At 55.1% G+C, this 16,195-nt stretch carries 15 protein-coding genes; 12 read left to right on the top strand and 3 right to left on the bottom strand.

The window, feature by feature from the left end:
• The first annotated feature begins 2 nt into the window (after positions 1-2).
• The 6 genes from cueR to GOX61_RS05330 all read left to right on the top strand — a co-directional run bounded on the left by cueR (position 3) and on the right by GOX61_RS05330 (position 5,978).
• Positions 3-389: a Cu(I)-responsive transcriptional regulator gene (gene cueR / locus GOX61_RS05355; protein WP_170331875.1), complete on the top strand. Its 387-nt coding sequence runs from the start codon at positions 3-5 to the stop codon at positions 387-389.
• A gap of 170 nt (positions 390-559) precedes the next feature.
• Positions 560-742, top strand: a complete 183-nt coding sequence (locus tag GOX61_RS05350) for a hypothetical protein (protein ID WP_170331873.1) — start codon at positions 560-562, stop codon at positions 740-742.
• 304 nt (positions 743-1,046) lie between these two features.
• Complete coding sequence (locus GOX61_RS05345) at positions 1,047-3,026, top strand: DEAD/DEAH box helicase (protein ID WP_367646940.1); 1,980 nt, start codon at positions 1,047-1,049, stop codon at positions 3,024-3,026.
• Between the two features lie 173 nt (positions 3,027-3,199).
• On the top strand, positions 3,200-3,751 hold the full coding sequence (locus GOX61_RS05340) for a GbsR/MarR family transcriptional regulator (RefSeq protein ID WP_170331869.1): 552 nt from the start codon (positions 3,200-3,202) through the stop codon (positions 3,749-3,751).
• A gap of 66 nt (positions 3,752-3,817) precedes the next feature.
• Complete coding sequence (locus GOX61_RS05335; protein WP_170331867.1) at positions 3,818-4,477, top strand: DUF4166 domain-containing protein; 660 nt, start codon at positions 3,818-3,820, stop codon at positions 4,475-4,477.
• Positions 4,470-5,978: a TIGR01777 family oxidoreductase gene (locus GOX61_RS05330; protein ID WP_170331865.1), complete on the top strand. Its 1,509-nt coding sequence runs from the start codon at positions 4,470-4,472 to the stop codon at positions 5,976-5,978. Before GOX61_RS05335 ends, GOX61_RS05330 begins: the two co-directional genes overlap by 8 nt.
• 93 nt (positions 5,979-6,071) lie before the next feature.
• Here GOX61_RS05330 and GOX61_RS05325 read toward each other — a convergent pair whose 3' ends face one another.
• Complete coding sequence (locus GOX61_RS05325) at positions 6,072-7,502, bottom strand: PLP-dependent aminotransferase family protein (RefSeq protein ID WP_170331863.1); 1,431 nt, start codon at positions 7,500-7,502, stop codon at positions 6,072-6,074.
• A gap of 60 nt (positions 7,503-7,562) precedes the next feature.
• Here GOX61_RS05325 and GOX61_RS05320 point away from each other — a divergent pair, with 60 nt between their 5' ends.
• Complete coding sequence (locus tag GOX61_RS05320; RefSeq protein ID WP_170331861.1) at positions 7,563-8,213, top strand: pyridoxamine 5'-phosphate oxidase family protein; 651 nt, start codon at positions 7,563-7,565, stop codon at positions 8,211-8,213.
• 231 nt (positions 8,214-8,444) lie between these two features.
• Here GOX61_RS05320 and GOX61_RS05315 read toward each other — a convergent pair whose 3' ends face one another.
• Both GOX61_RS05315 and GOX61_RS05310 read right to left on the bottom strand, forming a co-directional pair.
• Complete coding sequence (locus GOX61_RS05315; RefSeq protein WP_170331859.1) at positions 8,445-9,581, bottom strand: Hint domain-containing protein; 1,137 nt, start codon at positions 9,579-9,581, stop codon at positions 8,445-8,447.
• A gap of 300 nt (positions 9,582-9,881) precedes the next feature.
• Positions 9,882-10,484, bottom strand: coding sequence for a helix-turn-helix domain-containing protein (locus GOX61_RS05310; RefSeq protein ID WP_155150484.1), 603 nt, complete (start codon positions 10,482-10,484; stop codon positions 9,882-9,884).
• A 149-nt stretch (positions 10,485-10,633) separates the two neighbouring features.
• On the opposite strand from GOX61_RS05310, the gene glyA reads away from it, so the two are divergent.
• The 5 genes from glyA (at position 10,634) to GOX61_RS05285 (ending at position 16,144) form a co-directional block, all read left to right on the top strand.
• A complete protein-coding gene (gene glyA / locus GOX61_RS05305; protein WP_170331857.1) occupies positions 10,634-11,887 on the top strand; it encodes a serine hydroxymethyltransferase in 1,254 nt (417 codons plus the stop codon).
• A gap of 10 nt (positions 11,888-11,897) precedes the next feature.
• Complete coding sequence (gene lpdA, locus GOX61_RS05300; RefSeq protein WP_170331855.1) at positions 11,898-13,280, top strand: dihydrolipoyl dehydrogenase; 1,383 nt, start codon at positions 11,898-11,900, stop codon at positions 13,278-13,280.
• Positions 13,281-13,296: 16 nt separating this feature from the next.
• Positions 13,297-14,241: a lipoyl synthase gene (gene lipA / locus GOX61_RS05295; protein WP_170331853.1), complete on the top strand. Its 945-nt coding sequence runs from the start codon at positions 13,297-13,299 to the stop codon at positions 14,239-14,241.
• 24 nt (positions 14,242-14,265) lie between these two features.
• Positions 14,266-15,639, top strand: a complete 1,374-nt coding sequence (locus GOX61_RS05290) for an alanine/glycine:cation symporter family protein (protein ID WP_170331851.1) — start codon at positions 14,266-14,268, stop codon at positions 15,637-15,639.
• A gap of 82 nt (positions 15,640-15,721) precedes the next feature.
• Positions 15,722-16,144, top strand: coding sequence for a universal stress protein (locus GOX61_RS05285; RefSeq protein ID WP_155150495.1), 423 nt, complete (start codon positions 15,722-15,724; stop codon positions 16,142-16,144).
• The last annotated feature ends 51 nt before the right edge of the window (positions 16,145-16,195 follow it).

The following is a 16,195-nucleotide window of genomic DNA, read 5'->3' as shown; positions in this document are numbered from 1 at the left end:
CTATGAATATTGGAGATGTAGCAGAACGTTCGGGTCTGCCGGCTAAAACGATCCGCTATTACGAGGATATCGGTTTCATCAAGCCAAAGCGCAGTTTGAATGGGTATCGCCATTTCGATGAAAAGGAACTGCACAAACTGGCCTTCATCGGACGAGCCCGTTCTTTGGGCTTCACCATTGAGGATTGTCGCTCGTTACTGGCGCTATACGAGGACAAAGAACGCGCCAGCGCTGACGTGAAAGAAATCGCCAAACAGAATCTCAAAGAGATAGACGATAAGATTGCCGATCTGAAAGCGATGCATGACACGCTGTCTCATCTCATCGACGAATGTGCTGGCGACCACCGCCCCGACTGTCCGATCCTCAAAAATCTTGGTCAGACATAGATCGCGGAGATCGATTGTGACGGGGCGCAAGCACCCAAAGAAATCTATGACTAAGTTTATCGGCTTAAGGCAGTGACTGGCTTCGGCGACGACGCCAATAGGATTGGCGAAGCTCGCAGTGCCGAAATGCCTAGAAAGGGCTACACGCCGACCCTCAAAAAGGTGGCACATTGAAAAGTGACCAATCCAGCGTATCCCGCGCGGTTGTTACCCCCCAGATCGGCTACGTCTGCCCGTTGCACCCGACACTTGAAACCGAAGCTGAAGGACGCGCGCACCAGTTTCACCATGCGCATCATGGTAATACGACCGAGGCCGGAGAGGTTCGCTCGGACTTTATGCTCTGTTTCTGAACCTGTGCCACCATCTAAGAACGCAGTTTAAATTGATAATTAAAATGCCGATTGCGGTTCCGTAACGCCTGAGATGCGAGGCGTTGTAGGTGCTGCTCCTTGCCAATCGCCCTGAGGCTGACCGCGTAGATTGCGTTGCGGCGGGGACTATTTGCACAAAACGCGCCGTTTTCCGCAACAAGTAGGATACAGTGGCTATACAAACCGAATTCTACCCGATAGAGGGCGGTCTTTAATCTCGGATGATGCGCTGCTTGCAATGCTGCTCAGTCGCACAGCCTGCCTTACACAGAGAATCTCAGCCGTGAAAAAAACCATCGCAGACGCGCTTGCCCGTAAGGGCTATGAGGCTTTGACACCAGTTCAGCAAGCGGTCACTCAGCCAGAACTGGAAGGCCGGGATCTGTTGGTGTCTGCACAAACGGGGTCGGGGAAAACCATCGGCTTTGGATTGGCGATAGCCCCCACCTTGCTGGGAGACGATGACACATTCGGTGCTTCCGGTGCGCCATTGGCTCTGGTTATCGCGCCGACCCGGGAACTGGCGATGCAGGTGAAGCGTGAGCTTGGATGGCTTTATGCCGATGCGGGCGCGTTTCTGGCATCTTGCGTGGGTGGCATGGATATGCGCGATGAACGTCGTGCTTTGGCACGCGGTTCGCATATTGTCGTCGCTACTCCGGGACGGTTGCGCGATCATATCATGCGAGGATCCATTGATCTGACCCAAGTGCGTGCGGTGGTTTTGGACGAAGCTGATGAAATGCTGGACCTGGGCTTTCGCGAGGATCTGGAATTCATACTGGATGAAACCCCTTCAGACCGTCAGACACTGTTGTTTTCTGCCACGGTTCCCGGCGCGATCGCCAAGCTTGCCCAAAGCTATCAACGCGATGCGGAGCGCGTCTCGACGGTAAGCGAACGGACCCAGCATGCCGATATCGACTACCGCGCCATGATGGTGGCCGCACGCGATGGTGAAAACGCGATCATCAACGTCCTTCGCTATTATGAAGCGCCCAACGCAATCGTGTTTTGTAACACTCGTGCGATGGTCTCGCGTTTGACGACGCGACTGTCGAACCGTGGTTTTTCAGTCGTAGCGCTATCAGGCGAGCTCACTCAAAGCGAACGTTCCAATGCATTGCAGGCGATGCGTGATGGGCGTGCCCGGGTATGTGTCGCAACCGACGTCGCTGCCCGAGGCATTGATTTGCCCAATCTCGATCTGGTGGTGCATGCCGAATTGCCCAACAGTCACGAAACCCTTTTGCACCGTTCCGGTCGCACAGGTCGGGCAGGGCGAAAAGGTGTCAGTGCTTTGGTCGTCGTTCCGTCTTCCCGAAAGAAGGCGGAGCGCATTTTGAAATTCGCCAAACTAAGCGCCGATTGGGTATCTGCGCCTTCTGCCGATGATGTAAACGAACGCGATCAAGTGCGTATGCTGTCGGCCGAAGATTGGCAGACCGACATTACTGAGAGTGAGAGCGCGACGGTCGACCAACTGGTTGAAAAATTCACACCTCAGCAAATCGCAGCAGCCTATCTGCGCCAATACAAGAAGCGGTATTCTGCCCCGGAAGAGCTGGGTGCTGTACAGATTGAAAAGCCAAAACCTTGGGCAGAGTTTGGCCCAAGCGTATGGTTCTCGCTGTCGGAAGGGCGAAATCAAAGCGCATCCCCACGTCATTTGCTGCCGATGGTCTGCAAGGCGGGCAAGATTACAAAAGACGATATCGGCGCGATACGTATCGCGGATGACTTGTCTTATGTCGAAATCCGTGAAGCTGCCGTTGAGGGTTTTCTGACGGCTATAGGCCCAGATATGAAGATAGAGGGGTCAAAAGACATTGTTCGTCTGGACGCCGCGCCAGATCTTCCAGCGTTCAAGCGTCCCAAATTTGATCGCGCGCCCACCGGCAAACCGCGTCGGCGCAAAATGGATTCCCACCCAACGGAACGGGACGCCACGCCGGAACTTCGGCGCAGCAAGCCGAAATCCGAGGATCGCAAACCCCGCAAATCAGAAGATCAAAAGCCCAGGGCGAAAGACGCGGAAAAGATAGCGCAAGCGCCCTTGAAAAAACGAAAGCCCGCGGCGGCGAGCCCTAAGGGTCAGCCAAAGGCTGAGGCCAAGGCTGGCAAAGACGTGCATTCCAAATCTCGCAAAAGCGGCGCTAAAGGTCCTCCTCCCCCCAAAGGAAAGCCCAATAGCAAGAAAAACCGTGCTCGGGCTGCTGTAAAAGCGGCCAAGGGAGGGAGTGCCGTCCCGAAACGGCGGTAGCCTGGAGCTGCGGTTCCTCCCGCACATCGGCCCATTGTCTTAACAGTAGCTGGACCCGATACCGCGAGCGTGGGTGTTATCGGAAGCCCTTAGAAAAATGCCGTTATGTCGATTGGCATTGCGCCTCGTGGCATCGGCTTGACATTCTCTGGGGGATATCATTTATTTCTGTTATGACAGAAATAAATGATATATCTGCCTCATCCTCCAAGTCCAAGTTCATTCTGTATTGGGGTGATATGGGCAGCCAATGGGGGGTCAACAGATCTGTGGCCCAGATCCACGCGCTGTTGTTTCTCAGTGAAACTCCGCTTAATGCCGAGCAGATATCCGAGAAATTGGGAATTGCTCGGTCAAATGTTTCGAATTCGTTGAAAGAACTCGTTGGCTGGCGGTTGATCCACCGAATTCCGGTTCCTGGTGATCGCAGAGAGCACTTCGCCGCCGAAACCGATGTTTGGGAGATGGCTCTGCTGATCGCAAAGGGGCGAAAAGAGCGCGAGATTGATCCGGCCATGCGCGCAATTAACGTTTGTGTCGCTCAGGCCGCCACGGAACCGGATTTGCATCCGGCCGTTTTCAGTCGGATGCAGGAGATGCAGGATTTCCTGAACACGGCCGATCGCTGGTCGGAGCAGATGCTCAATGTGCCCAAGTCAAAACTCTCTTTGCTGATGAAAATGGGGGACAAGGTTTTGTCGCTACTCAAGATCAACAGCAAGTAGTCTAAAATTTTTTGGAACATGATTTCTCTTTATGCAGAAATACCTGACTAAACAGTAGGAAGTAGAATGAAGCAGATTAACTTTTCGCCTCACCATCAAATTCTTAGGGACAACCGGTTCAGAGATCTTGTTGGCAAGAACGCCTGGCGCGCGCTTCCCGACGAGGTTCGAAAGCGGTTTGGCTATCGCCTGCGAAATGGGGCAAGTGTTGTTTATCAGGGCAAAGTGGCTTCCATGCGCATGAACATGGTGGGTCGCCTGATAGCCCAAATTACCCGGCTGCTCGGGGGGCCATTGCCTTACGATACGTCCTGCCTGAACCAACCCGCAGTGGTTACAGTAACCGAGGATTGCCTGGGTAAGGGCCAATTCTGGGTGCGCCAATATGGTCGAGCTGCAGGCTTCCCTCAAGTGATCCGCAGTTCAAAGCGCTTCGCGGGCCCTACCGGCATTGAGGAGTATATCGGTGCAGGGATCGGAATGGCTCTGCGTGTAAGTGCCGATCGTGCGGGCATCTATTTCAAAAGTGACCATTTTTTTCTGCAGTTGGGCCGCAGAAAACTCAGGTTACCGGCTTGGCTGCAACCAGGAGCGCTAACCATCGCGCATATCGATCTGGGGCAATCGCGCTTTCTTTTTTCCCTGAAATTGCAGAGCCGCTTTCTTGGCAATTTGATTCAGCAGGATGCGGTCTTTCACGACATACAGGAGGGACGTTATGGATAACCCAATCCTTTGGGCACTCATTTCAATTCAGGTATTTATGGGTGCTTTCGACACACTTGTTCATCACGAAGGAACGGAACGCCTTGCCTGGCGTGCTTCGCAAAAAACCGAACTTCGCCTACATGGCGTTCGCAACCTGTTTTACGCCGTCATATTTCTGTGTTTCGGCTGGTTTGAGCCGCACGGGGTCTTCACCATCGTGCTATCTGCGATCCTGGTATTGGAAGTTTTCATCACGCTTTGGGATTTTGTCGAAGAAGATCTGACGCGCAGACTGCCCGGTAGCGAACGCATCAATCATACGCTTCTGGCGCTGAACTACGGAGCTATTCTGGCGTTGGCAGCCCCTTATCTTTGGTCCTGGGCTTTCCTGCCCACGGCACTTGTCCCGGTCAGCTATGGATGGTGGAGCGTCATGGCGACTCTCTCGGCAATTGGTGTTGGTTTGTTCAGCGCTCGTGATCTTGTTGCTGCTATGCGCTGTGATCATTTGGATTGCGGGAATCCGGCTGGTCTGGTGACAGATATGCCCCCCAGGCAGCGTGTGTTGATCACCGGTGGGACGGGTTTTATCGGACGGCGGTTGGTGCAGGCACTTGTTGCTGGTGGGCATTGTGTGACTGTGCTTACGCGAAATATCGAAACGGCTGCCACGCTATCCCACCCTGTGCGAATAATAACCAGCCTCGACCAGATCCACGACACGGAACGGTTTGATGCGATCGTCAACCTTGCCGGAGAACCTGTTGCAAACTGGTTTTGGACCGCCAAAAAGCGCGCTCGCATAGTTGAATCCCGGGTTGCTGCCACAGAAGCGTTGCGCATGCTGATTCAGCGTCTTCGGCAAAAACCCGAATGCCTGATCAACGGTTCTGCAATCGGGTGGTATGGATTGCGGGGTGACGAAACGCTGACTGAAACATCCGGAGCTGAACCGGCCTTCGTGCACGATGTGTGTCAGGCTTGGGAACAAGCAGCTGACAAGATCGCGCAGAGCGGGGTGCGTGTAGTTATTTTGCGCATCGGGTTGGTTCTGGGTGTCGATGGCGGAATGCTGGCTCGACTTCTGACACCATTCGAGTTCTGCGGCGGTGGTGTTCTAGGAACTGGTCAGCAGTGGATGCCCTGGATTGCGCTTGATGACATGATCCGTGTGATCGCGTTCTCGCTTGCGCGACAGGATATTGATGGCGTCATCAATGCGACGGCGCCGGAACCGGTCCGGAACGTTGATTTCACACAGTCGCTTTCCCGGGCTCTGCAACGGCCAGCCCTGCTGAGGTTCCCTGGATGGCTTATCTCGGGTGGGCTTGGTAAAATGGGCCGCGAGACCATGTTGAGCGGACAGCGTGTGGTGCCCATGCGACTGCAGCAGCATGGTTTCGCCTTTGTGCATCCGCGACTAACGCCTGCGTTGTTTGCTATGACCGGTCGGAAACACGATCAGTCTGAAAGGCGGAGTCAAAAAGCACCAAGTAATGGCCGATCAGTGACCGACTGACGAGTTGCCCGGAGCCGCCGTTGATTGAGACAGAACCCGGCGGCTCTTGAAAACAGTTTATTGCCGATGAAAATCGGCTTTCGAGCGGCCGAGTTAATCGCGCAAAACGTGACATAACTTGCTGGCCGCTTTAGTCAGAACCTCATTGTCGAATGCCGCGTATCCCAGCAACAGCGCCTGTTGCTTTGTGGGTAAGACGCAATGAGCGGACAGCGCGCCTACCGATAGTCGCTGCTGGCGAGCCAAGCGGCTGATGCCCTGATCGGTGGTTCTGGCGGCTAAACCGGGCTTCAGCGGTAAGCACAAATGCATGCCGGCGACATCCGGATGAATTTCGAGCAGATCTTCGACTGCCCTGAGTTCCGAAATCAAGTGGGATTGGCGCTGTACATAGATACGGCGCATTCGCCGCAGATGGATAGCAAAGTCGCCGCTCTGCATAAACGCGGCCAACGCAGGTTGCGGGATAAGCGAAGCGCGAGGTCCAACCTGCTCAAGATAGGCGCGCGCTTTGTCCACAAGGCGTTTCGGGACAACCATGTATCCGATCCGTAAAGCGGTACTGATGAGCTTTGAAAAACTCCCTAGATACAAAGTGTGTTGCAGTCCATCGAGACCGGATAGGGATGGCAATGGATATCCCTGGTAACGAAATTCGCTGTCATAGTCGTCTTCAATGATCAATCCTCCGACCCGGTCGGCCCAATCCAACAATGAGATGCGGCGTGGCATCGGAAGACTTCTACCTGTTGGGTAATGCCTGGAAGGTGTGACGATCACTGCCGCAGAATTGTGCGAGATATTGGCCGGATTGAGCCCGTCGTGATCTATGCGAGCAGAATGTTCTGTCAGCCCCGTTAAGCTCAGCACGTCACGGGTCTTGTGCCAACAGGGGTCTTCGACGGTTACGGTATTTCCCTCTCCGATCAGGGTTCGGCAGATCAGTTCAAGGGACTCCCACGCGCCGGAGGTGATGATGATTTGCTCTGGAGCGCAGTTCAGATTACGCCATGTGGCCAGGTGATCAGAAATTGCCGCGCGTAAGGGATACCAGCCAAGGGGATCGGCGCGCGCCAGCAACTCTGGATCTGGTCTGCGCCAGGCACGATCAAGGTGTCTTGCCCATAGGGCATGTGGCATCAACGAGGTGTCGGGTAAGCCAGTCTGAAATGGCAACCAGCTGTCAACTTTGTATCGGCTGATCTTGGCCCGGGGGCGTGGTGGAGCAAGGTGGCTCACATTCTCAGCAATAAAAGTGCCGCTTCCCTGGCGCGTGATCAGATATCCCTCGCTGATCAGTTGATCGTAAGCCGCTTGAACTGTTGTTCGCGAGACTGACAATTCTGCCGAAAGCATACGGCTGGCGGGCAGCCGTGCCCCTGCGTACTTCGGGGAAGACACGATGATACTGCGCAATCCCTCAAGCAATTGCATTTGCAGGGCTGTTTTCTCATCCGGGTCAAGCGAAAGCGCAAAGAGTTCGCTGTCTAAATTGGACTGATATTTTTTCAAAGAATTGGCCATTCACAGATTGCCAATATAGCTGCAAACCGGGAGTCGCAAGACTTACAGTGGATTATCGATATGACAGATATGCTCACCATCACCGAACGGTCACGTCTGCGCCGGTCGCATCAGCGCGGGCATTTCGACCGAGAAACCATCAACACCATTCTTGATGCGCAACCCATGTGCACAGTTGGATACGTGATTGATGGTAAACCCGTCGTGACACCGACGCTTCAATGGCGTGAGGGCAATCATGTCTATTGGCATGGATCTTCCGCCAGTCGCGCGCTACGCCATTCGCGGGATACGGATGTTTGTCTCAGCGTCGCTATTCTGGATGGCTTTGTTTTGGCGCGATCCGGCATGCATCATTCAGTGAACTCGCGGTCGGTCACCTTGTTCGGAACTGCTGTAAAGGTCGAGGATCCGGAAGAAAAACTGCGTAAGCTGGCGCGCTTTGTCGATGGCCTGTTCCCGGGTCGTTACGAAGATCTGCGCCCGGACCATGCTCAGGATCTCAAGGCGACCACGGTTCTTGGGATGCAAATCAGCGAAGGTAGCGCCAAGATCCGCACAGGTGGTCCAAGCGACGAGGAACCAGACTACGCATTGCCGATATGGGCGGGTGTCATCCCTGTTCGAACAGAAGTAGGGGCACCAATTCCCGATGATCGAAATTTGCCTGAGGTGGCGGTGCCCGAGCATGTGCAGAACTTCAAACTCTGAATATGTTCGGAAGCTTCACGAGCGTTAGATGTTTGGGCTCGAGAACGCGGATGTGCCAGATAATCCGGTGGTTGAAGTCAAAGCGGTATGCCGTTTCACGCGCGACGCATGACGCTTGCGGTCAAATTGTTGCTTCCAAAGCAACTTGTATCTGGATGACTGAATAGAATGAACAGCTCACGAAGCAGAGCTTTCGAGGAGGTATCAGGTCGTAGGCGGTAAGAACCTAAATTAAGCAGTGGAACTCGCAGCCGCTGATCCGCTGAAAAGAGGTTTTTGGTTGGCCTGATGCCGCTCAACCAGCTTTCGCATGAGCTTGCCCTTTTTAGGTATGTAACGCGCGGAAAGGGCCTCGAACTGTGGGTCACAGCAGTCTGGAAACAGATCTTTGATTTCTTGCTGGGCCTCTGCCGAGACCGATTTAAGAGCTTCGGGGCCGGTAAAGAGGCTTTCCGTTGGCGTGCCGTTGGACCAGACGATTTCATGTGTATCAAACAGAAAGTGGAAATACGTGACGCCGTCCGGCGTGTCTTCCACCACGTCTACGCCATCAAGCGAGAGAAGCTTGTTTGCCGGGATCAGGACATCTTTGCGATCGAACATGCGCATAGCGACGGTTGAAGACACCAGAACGCGATGTTGCGGCGAGACGATCAGGTCTTGTTTGGGATATCCCACCCCCAAAGCGTCAGCACGGATCATAATCGGCTTAAGTCGCGGCTGAGCGTCAAGTTCAGCACCACTCAGGTGACGGGACCCAACCCATCTGATCGGCTTATAGCCATGATCATAGGTCAGAACCTGATCCGAGACTTTCATGTCCTCAACCCGCACCGGGCCGCGCAATGTTTCGATCAGTGTCCCCGATGCAAAACAAAGCACGTCTACAAACTCGCCGGCAGCGTTTGTCGGACCGGTCACTGACTGGTCCAAAACAATGGTATTTGAACCGCTGTCGTTCCAGGCTGCTGCGATTGCAGCGGTGTTTACCGTCAGCCCATTGAATAGTTCGAGAGGTACGAGCGGCCCATTGTTTGCTTTTACGCCGTACAGTGCGATGGTCCCGTCGGGATTTATCTCGAGGCGGACAACGGGATTGTCGTTTGTATTCCCAAGCTGCCAGACGGCAGGTGTATTGACCTCATACCTGTCACCGTCAGCAAACCGGACCGTCTGACCGGCGGTGCCTGGCGTCTGAAACTGAAGTTCGTTCGGCGCTCCGGGAGGTCCGCCAACAAACAGGTCTACGCCGTTGACCTGAATGCTAAAGCTGTTGTCGAGGGTGGCAAAATCGATAACCACTCCACCATCGGGGGTGGTGTCGACGAACGTCGTGGAATTCCCGTTTGCGATGCTGAAGTTTACCATTTCGTTCTCGAACAATCCCAAAAATTTCCACTAGCACAACAACCACATACGGGGGTTTGGCCGAGCAGGACATTGGCTGATTTCGCGGTAGTGGGAAAGTACATTCTGTCAGCAAATTTTCGATGGTAGCACTTTAGTTACGCTTTGATTTACGCATCTACCAATGCCTGGCGTGCAGCCGCTCCAGAAGCATCCTGCTTATCGCCCGTAGCTAACAGGTCGACGTGATGGGCGACATTGGGAGGCCCCTATGGACAGTATTGGCAAATGGACAGTCCAAGCTGTTTGGTGTGCCGATCGTCACTCTAGCGACACCCAAAGAACCTGTGCGTCTTCTTCACTTGTCGAAATGCAGCCGTGGCCCATACCACTATCGTAGTACAAGGAATCCCCGGCCTTCATTGGCAGCGGGCGGTAGTGTTCCGAGATAAAGGTCAGTTCACCGCTCAGAACATACATGAATTCTTCACCGGCGTGCCGGATCCAGGTTTCGAATTCTGAGATGTCACGGGCCGTAATAGTCGCGACGTAGGGAAGCATTCGCTTGCTTGTGAGTTCCGAACACAAAAGTTCATGCAGATAAGTTGATGTCTCGCGAACTTCGCCCTGTCCTTTGGGTGTGAAGTCGCGCCGCCCTGCAATGCCGGTCTGGCCAGACTGCAGAAACAACTGCGGTGTGTTCATTTCTAACGCCTGCGTCAGTCGTCTCACGATGTCAAAGCTCGGGCGTGTCTGGTTATTCTCGATCTTCGAGAGCGTTGACCGGCCGATACCAGCTACGCGCCCCGCTTCCTCCAGCGTCCATCCTTTCGCACGTCGTGCATCGCGGATCGAACGGCCCAATGCGGCGCCGTCATCCAGTTCTTCCTGCCCGGAAACCTCGCTACGGCCACCTTCACCCATAAGAAAATTCCTCCACTTTATCGTAGTTTACTAATTTCCCCATGCGCACACAACTTCACAAATAGGAGAAATATGTTGCCTTAAGGGAATCATTTCCACTATAGGAAACAAAATTTCGTACTGAGGATTCGGTATTGGAGGAGGACACCATGTTCAAAACGTCGCTTACTGAGGCAGATCCGATCATTGCGGCATCGATCTCGCGGGAAGCCACGCGTCAGGCCGAACAGATCGAATTGATTGCGTCCGAGAACATTGTTTCGCAGGCTGTTATTGATGCTCAGGGCTCGGTTCTGACGAACAAATATGCCGAAGGCTATCCGGGTCGCCGTTACTATGGCGGATGCGATTACGTAGATGAGGTTGAGGCCGAAGCCATCGATCGGCTTAAGAAGCTGTTTGGTTGCAGCTTCGCCAATGTCCAGTCGCATTCTGGTGCTCAGGCAAATGGCGCGGTCAAGCTGGCGCTGCTCAGCCCGGGCGACACGATCCTTGGCATGTCACTGGACGCAGGAGGGCACCTGACTCATGGTGCGAAGCCAGCGCAATCCGGTAAGTGGTTTCGTCCGGTCCAGTATGGCCTGACCGAAGCCGGTCTGATTGACTATGAACAAGTTGCCGAGCTTGCGCGCGCTGAAAAGCCCAAGCTGATCATTGCAGGGGCATCGGCCTATTCGCGCAAGATCGACTTTGCCCGTTTCCGCGAGATTGCGGACGAAGTTGGTGCATGGTTGCTGGCGGACATGGCTCATATTGCGGGTTTAGTCGCAACAGGTTTGCATCCCTCGCCGATCGGTCATGCACATGTAGTCACCTCAACCACGCACAAAACCCTCCGTGGACCGCGCGGTGGCATCATTCTGACCAATGATGAGGCGCTGGCGAAAAAGATCGATTCAGCTGTTTTTCCTGGTCTTCAGGGTGGGCCCCTGATGCATGTGATCGCGGGCAAGGCGGTTGCATTTGGAGAAGCTCTGCAGCCTGAGTTCAAAGACTATATGCAGCGGGTCATCGACAGTGCCGATGCATTGGCCAATGTGATGATGTCCCGTGGATGTGACATCGTATCCGGCGGTACAGACAATCACCTGATGCTGGTTGATCTGCGCCCGATTGGCGTCAAAGGCAATGCCGCAGAAGCGGCTTTGGAACGCGCCGGATTTACGTGCAACAAGAACAGCGTCCCCGGTGATCCGGAAAAGCCCACCGTCACCAGCGGTATCCGGCTGGGAACAGCGGCAGGCTGCAGCCGCGGGTTTGGCCCCGAAGAGTTCAAACAGATCGGTCATCTGATCGGTGACGTGCTGGATGCTCTGGCACAGTCACCCGAGGGTGACGAGGCGGTTGAAAAAGAGACCCGTACCAAAGTCCACGCCCTGTGTGCCAACCACCCGATCTACTGAGAGAAGACCAATGAATACCTACGACCTCATCATTATCGGGGGCGGTCCCGGCGGTTATGTCGCTGCGATCCGCGCGGCCCAACTGGGTATGAAAGTGGCCTGTGTTGAAGGGCGCGGTGCGCTCGGCGGTACATGTCTGAATGTGGGGTGTATTCCCTCCAAAGCGTTGCTGACCTCCTCGGCCAAATATGCCGAACTTTCTCATCTCTCCTCTCACGGTATTGAGGTTGAGGGGGCCAGCATTGATCTGGGCGCGATGATGGGGCGCAAGGACAAGATCGTGGGCGATCTGACCAAGGGAATTGCATTTCTGTTCAAAAAGAATGGTGTCGACCTGATCGAAGGTTGGGCCAGCCTTCCAAAGGCAGGTCAGGTCAAGGTCGGCGATGAGGTTTATGAGGCCAAGAACATTCTGATCGCCACAGGCTCGGAGCCTACTCCGCTTAACGGGATCGAGATTGATGAACAGGACATCCTAAGCTCGACTGGTGCGATTGCGCTGGAAAATGTGCCTGAACATCTGGTCGTGATCGGGGCAGGCGTGATCGGTCTGGAACTGGGTCAGGTCTGGGCGCGACTGGGTGCGAAAGTCACCGTTGTCGAATATTTGGACCGTGTCCTGCCGGGTATTGATGGTGAGATTGCCAAACTGGCGCAGCGCGCGCTGTCCAAGCGCGGACTGAAGTTCCAGCTGGGTCGCGCTTTGAAGTCTGTCGATAAAACCGATGCGGGTTTGTCGCTAACGGTGGATCGTGTTGGCAAGGACAAGGAAGAAGTGATTGAGGCCGACAAGGTTCTCATCGCAGTCGGCCGCCGACCGGTTACACGTGGGCTTGGGCTGGAAGATCTGGGCGTATCTGTGAACCCGCGTGGTTTCATTGAGGTTGATGGCACATTCCAAACCTCGATCCCTGGCATCTACGCCATCGGCGATTGCGTACCTGGCCCAATGCTGGCGCACAAAGCCGAGGAAGATGGGGTCGCCTGTGTCGAGATGCTGGCAGGTGAGGCTGGCCATGTCGATTACAACACCGTTCCGGGCGTGGTTTACACCGATCCCGAGGTCGCTTCGGTTGGTTTGACCGAAGAAGCTCTGAAGGAAGCGGGAGCGGAGTATTCGGTTGGTAAATTCGCCTTCATGGCCAATTCCCGCGCGCGCTCGACCGGAGAAACAGACGGTGCCGTTAAGGTGCTTTCAGGCCCTGATGGCAAAATTCTGGGAGCCCATATCTGTGGCGCCCATGGTGGCGACCTGATCGCCGAACTGGTCCTTGCCATTACCAAAGGCGCAACTGTCGCCGAGGTTGCCGCAACCTGCCACGCGCATCCCGCGATGGGTGAGGCAGTCAAAGAAGCCTGCCTTGATGCCATGGGCCGCGCCATTCACGCGTGAACTGAGGGATAGACAGATGACCATTCAGCTTCGTCCACGTCACCCTGAGAAAGCCAAAAAGGCTGACAGTGTCATCCCGCGCAAACCGAAATGGATCAGAAAGAAAAAGGTCGAAGGGCCTGAGTACTACGAAACCCGCCGCCTGATGCGCGACCACAATCTGGCGACCGTCTGCGAAGAGGCGGCCTGTCCGAATATCGGGGAATGCTGGTCCAAGCGCCACGCCACCATGATGATCATGGGCGAGGTCTGCACTCGGGGTTGTTCTTTTTGCAACGTGGCAACCGGTCGGCCAGATGCGTTGGATGTATTCGAGCCGGGACGTGTAGCGGCTGCTGTTAGGAAACTGGGTTTGCGCCATGTGGTGATCACTTCGGTTGATCGCGATGATTTGGCCGACGGCGGCGCAGAACATATGGCGCAGACGATCCGCGCCGTGCGTCATCAGAACCCGGGCACAACGGTTGAGGTTCTGACACCTGATTTCTTGGGTAAAGGCGATGCGGCGGATGTAGTTTTCGATGCTGCTCCGGATGTGTTCAATCACAATCTGGAAACCGTCCCACATCTCTATCCGACCGTTCGCCCCGGTGCGCGATACTACACCTCGCTACGCTTGCTGGACGACGCAAAACGCGCCAACCCTGAGATCTTCACGAAATCCGGCCTGATGGTCGGGTTGGGCGAAAGCCTGAATGATGTGCGTCAGGTCATGGATGACCTGCGTGCTGCCAATGTCGATTTCCTGACGGTGGGTCAGTATCTGCAGCCCACCCCGAAGCATCACCCGATTGATCGTTTCTGGACACCGGAGGAGTTTGCCCAACTGGAACAGGTCGCACGTTCCAAGGGCTTCTTGCACGTGTCGGCGACCCCGCTGACCCGTTCGTCGTTCCATGCGGACGAAGATTTTGCCGCTCTCAAGCAGGCCCGTCAGCGGGCTCTCGCAAACGGGGCATAACCTAACGCAAATGGGAGGGATACCATGGAAGCGTTAAATTCAATCGTAGGGGCCATAAATGGCGTCGTATGGGGGGTGCCAATGCTGGTGCTTATCCTGGGCGCTGGCTTCTTCTTGCAGGTTGGCCTGAAATTCATGCCGATCATGCGCATTGGCACGGGCTTCAGCCTGCTGTTCAAAGGCCGCGAAGGTCAGGGTGAAGGGCAAATCAGCCCATTCAATGCGCTGATGACTTCGCTGTCGGCGACCATCGGTACGGGTAACATTGCCGGTGTGGCCACTGCTGTCTTCCTGGGCGGTCCGGGCGCTTTGTTCTGGATGTGGATGACCGCCCTGGTGGGCATGGCCACCAAATATGCTGAAGCCGTCTGTGCCGTGAAGTATCGCGAGCAGGACGAGCTGGGCAACTTTGTCGGTGGCCCGATGTATTACATCAAGAACGGTCTGGGTGCGAAATGGGCCTGGTTGGGCGTTGCGTTCGCGCTGTTTGGCGCAATTGCGGCCTTCGGCATTGGCAACGGTGTGCAGGCAAACGGTGTGGCACAGGTTCTGGAATCAAACTTTGGCCTGAACACTTCGGTCACTGGCGTCGTGCTTATGGTTCTCACTGCAGCCGTCATCCTGGGTGGCATCACCCGTATCGGTGCGGTTGCCGGTAAGCTGGTTCCGTTCATGGCGGTTGCTTACATCATCGCAGGTCTGCTGGTGCTGCTGATCAACATCGGCGAAATCGGCAACGCGCTGTCGCTGGTCTTCACTCACGCATTCACTCCATCTGCTGCTGAAGGTGGTTTTGCAGGCGCAGCTGTGTGGGCCGCAATCCGCTTTGGTGTTGCGCGCGGTGTCTTCTCGAACGAAGCCGGTCTGGGCTCTGCTCCGATCGCTCACGCTGCGGCTGAGACCAAAGGTCCGGTCAACCAGGGTCTGATCGCGATGCTGGGTACGTTCATCGACACCATCATCGTCTGCTCGATCACTGGCCTGGCGATCATCTCGTCGGGTGCCTGGACATCGGGTGAGTCCGGTGCAGCGCTGACCTCGGCAGCGTTCGAACTGTCCCTGCCGGGTATCGGTGGCTATCTGATCGCGATCGCTCTGTCGATCTTTGCTTTCACCACTATCCTGGGCTGGTCGTTCTACGGCGAGAAATGTGTTGAGTTCCTGCTGGGTGTCAAATCCCTGATGCCGTACCGCGTACTGTGGATCGTCATGATCTATTTCGGCGCAACCGCGGATCTGGGCTTTATCTGGCTGCTGGCGGATACGCTGAACGCGATGATGGCGCTTCCGAACTTGATTGCCCTGGTTCTGCTGAGCCCTGTTGTTTTCAAACTGACGAAAGAGTTCTTTGCTAGCAACGGACAGTCCGAAGAGCCGGGCGGTACCGCAGCCGAGTAATCAACGGACTTGAAACTGCCGGGGGACTGATCTGGCCCCCCGGCTTCCTGAAACCGAATTCCATTTCTCGAGGAGAGACGTGATGGCCAACAAGATTCTTTTGCCCATTGACCACACCGAGGACCGTTCCTGGAAGCAAGCCCTGCCGGTCGCATTGGAACAAGCGAAGTTTTACGGCGCCGAGCTGCATGTGGTGTCCGTTATCCCCGAGATCATCCAGCTGCCAAACCTGCCCGCCAACTATGGCGCAGGCGCCAAAGATCATGTGCGTCAGGCGGTTCAGGCCATTCTGGATCAGAACAATGCCTCCGACGTGCCGGTGCATATCGAAGAGGGCAGTGTTTACCGCGAAATCCTGAAGCTCGCCCATAAGGACGGCTTCGATCTGATCGTCATGGCATCGACCAAAGGCGATTTCCCAAACTATGAGATTGGTCCGAACCTCGCCCGTGTCGTGCGCAACGCGCATTGCACTGTCATGGTCGTTCGTGACCAGTCTCGCTAAATGAGAGGTTTATGAGATGCCTGGTTTGAACCGCACGCCGTTGTATGACTT

Origin of the sequence: Ruegeria arenilitoris (genome assembly GCF_013030265.1) — a bacterium.
GTDB classification, from domain to species: domain Bacteria; phylum Pseudomonadota; class Alphaproteobacteria; order Rhodobacterales; family Rhodobacteraceae; genus Ruegeria; species Ruegeria arenilitoris_E.
Note: the sequence above shows the minus strand (reverse complement) of the source record. Positions and strands in the feature narration are given on the sequence as shown.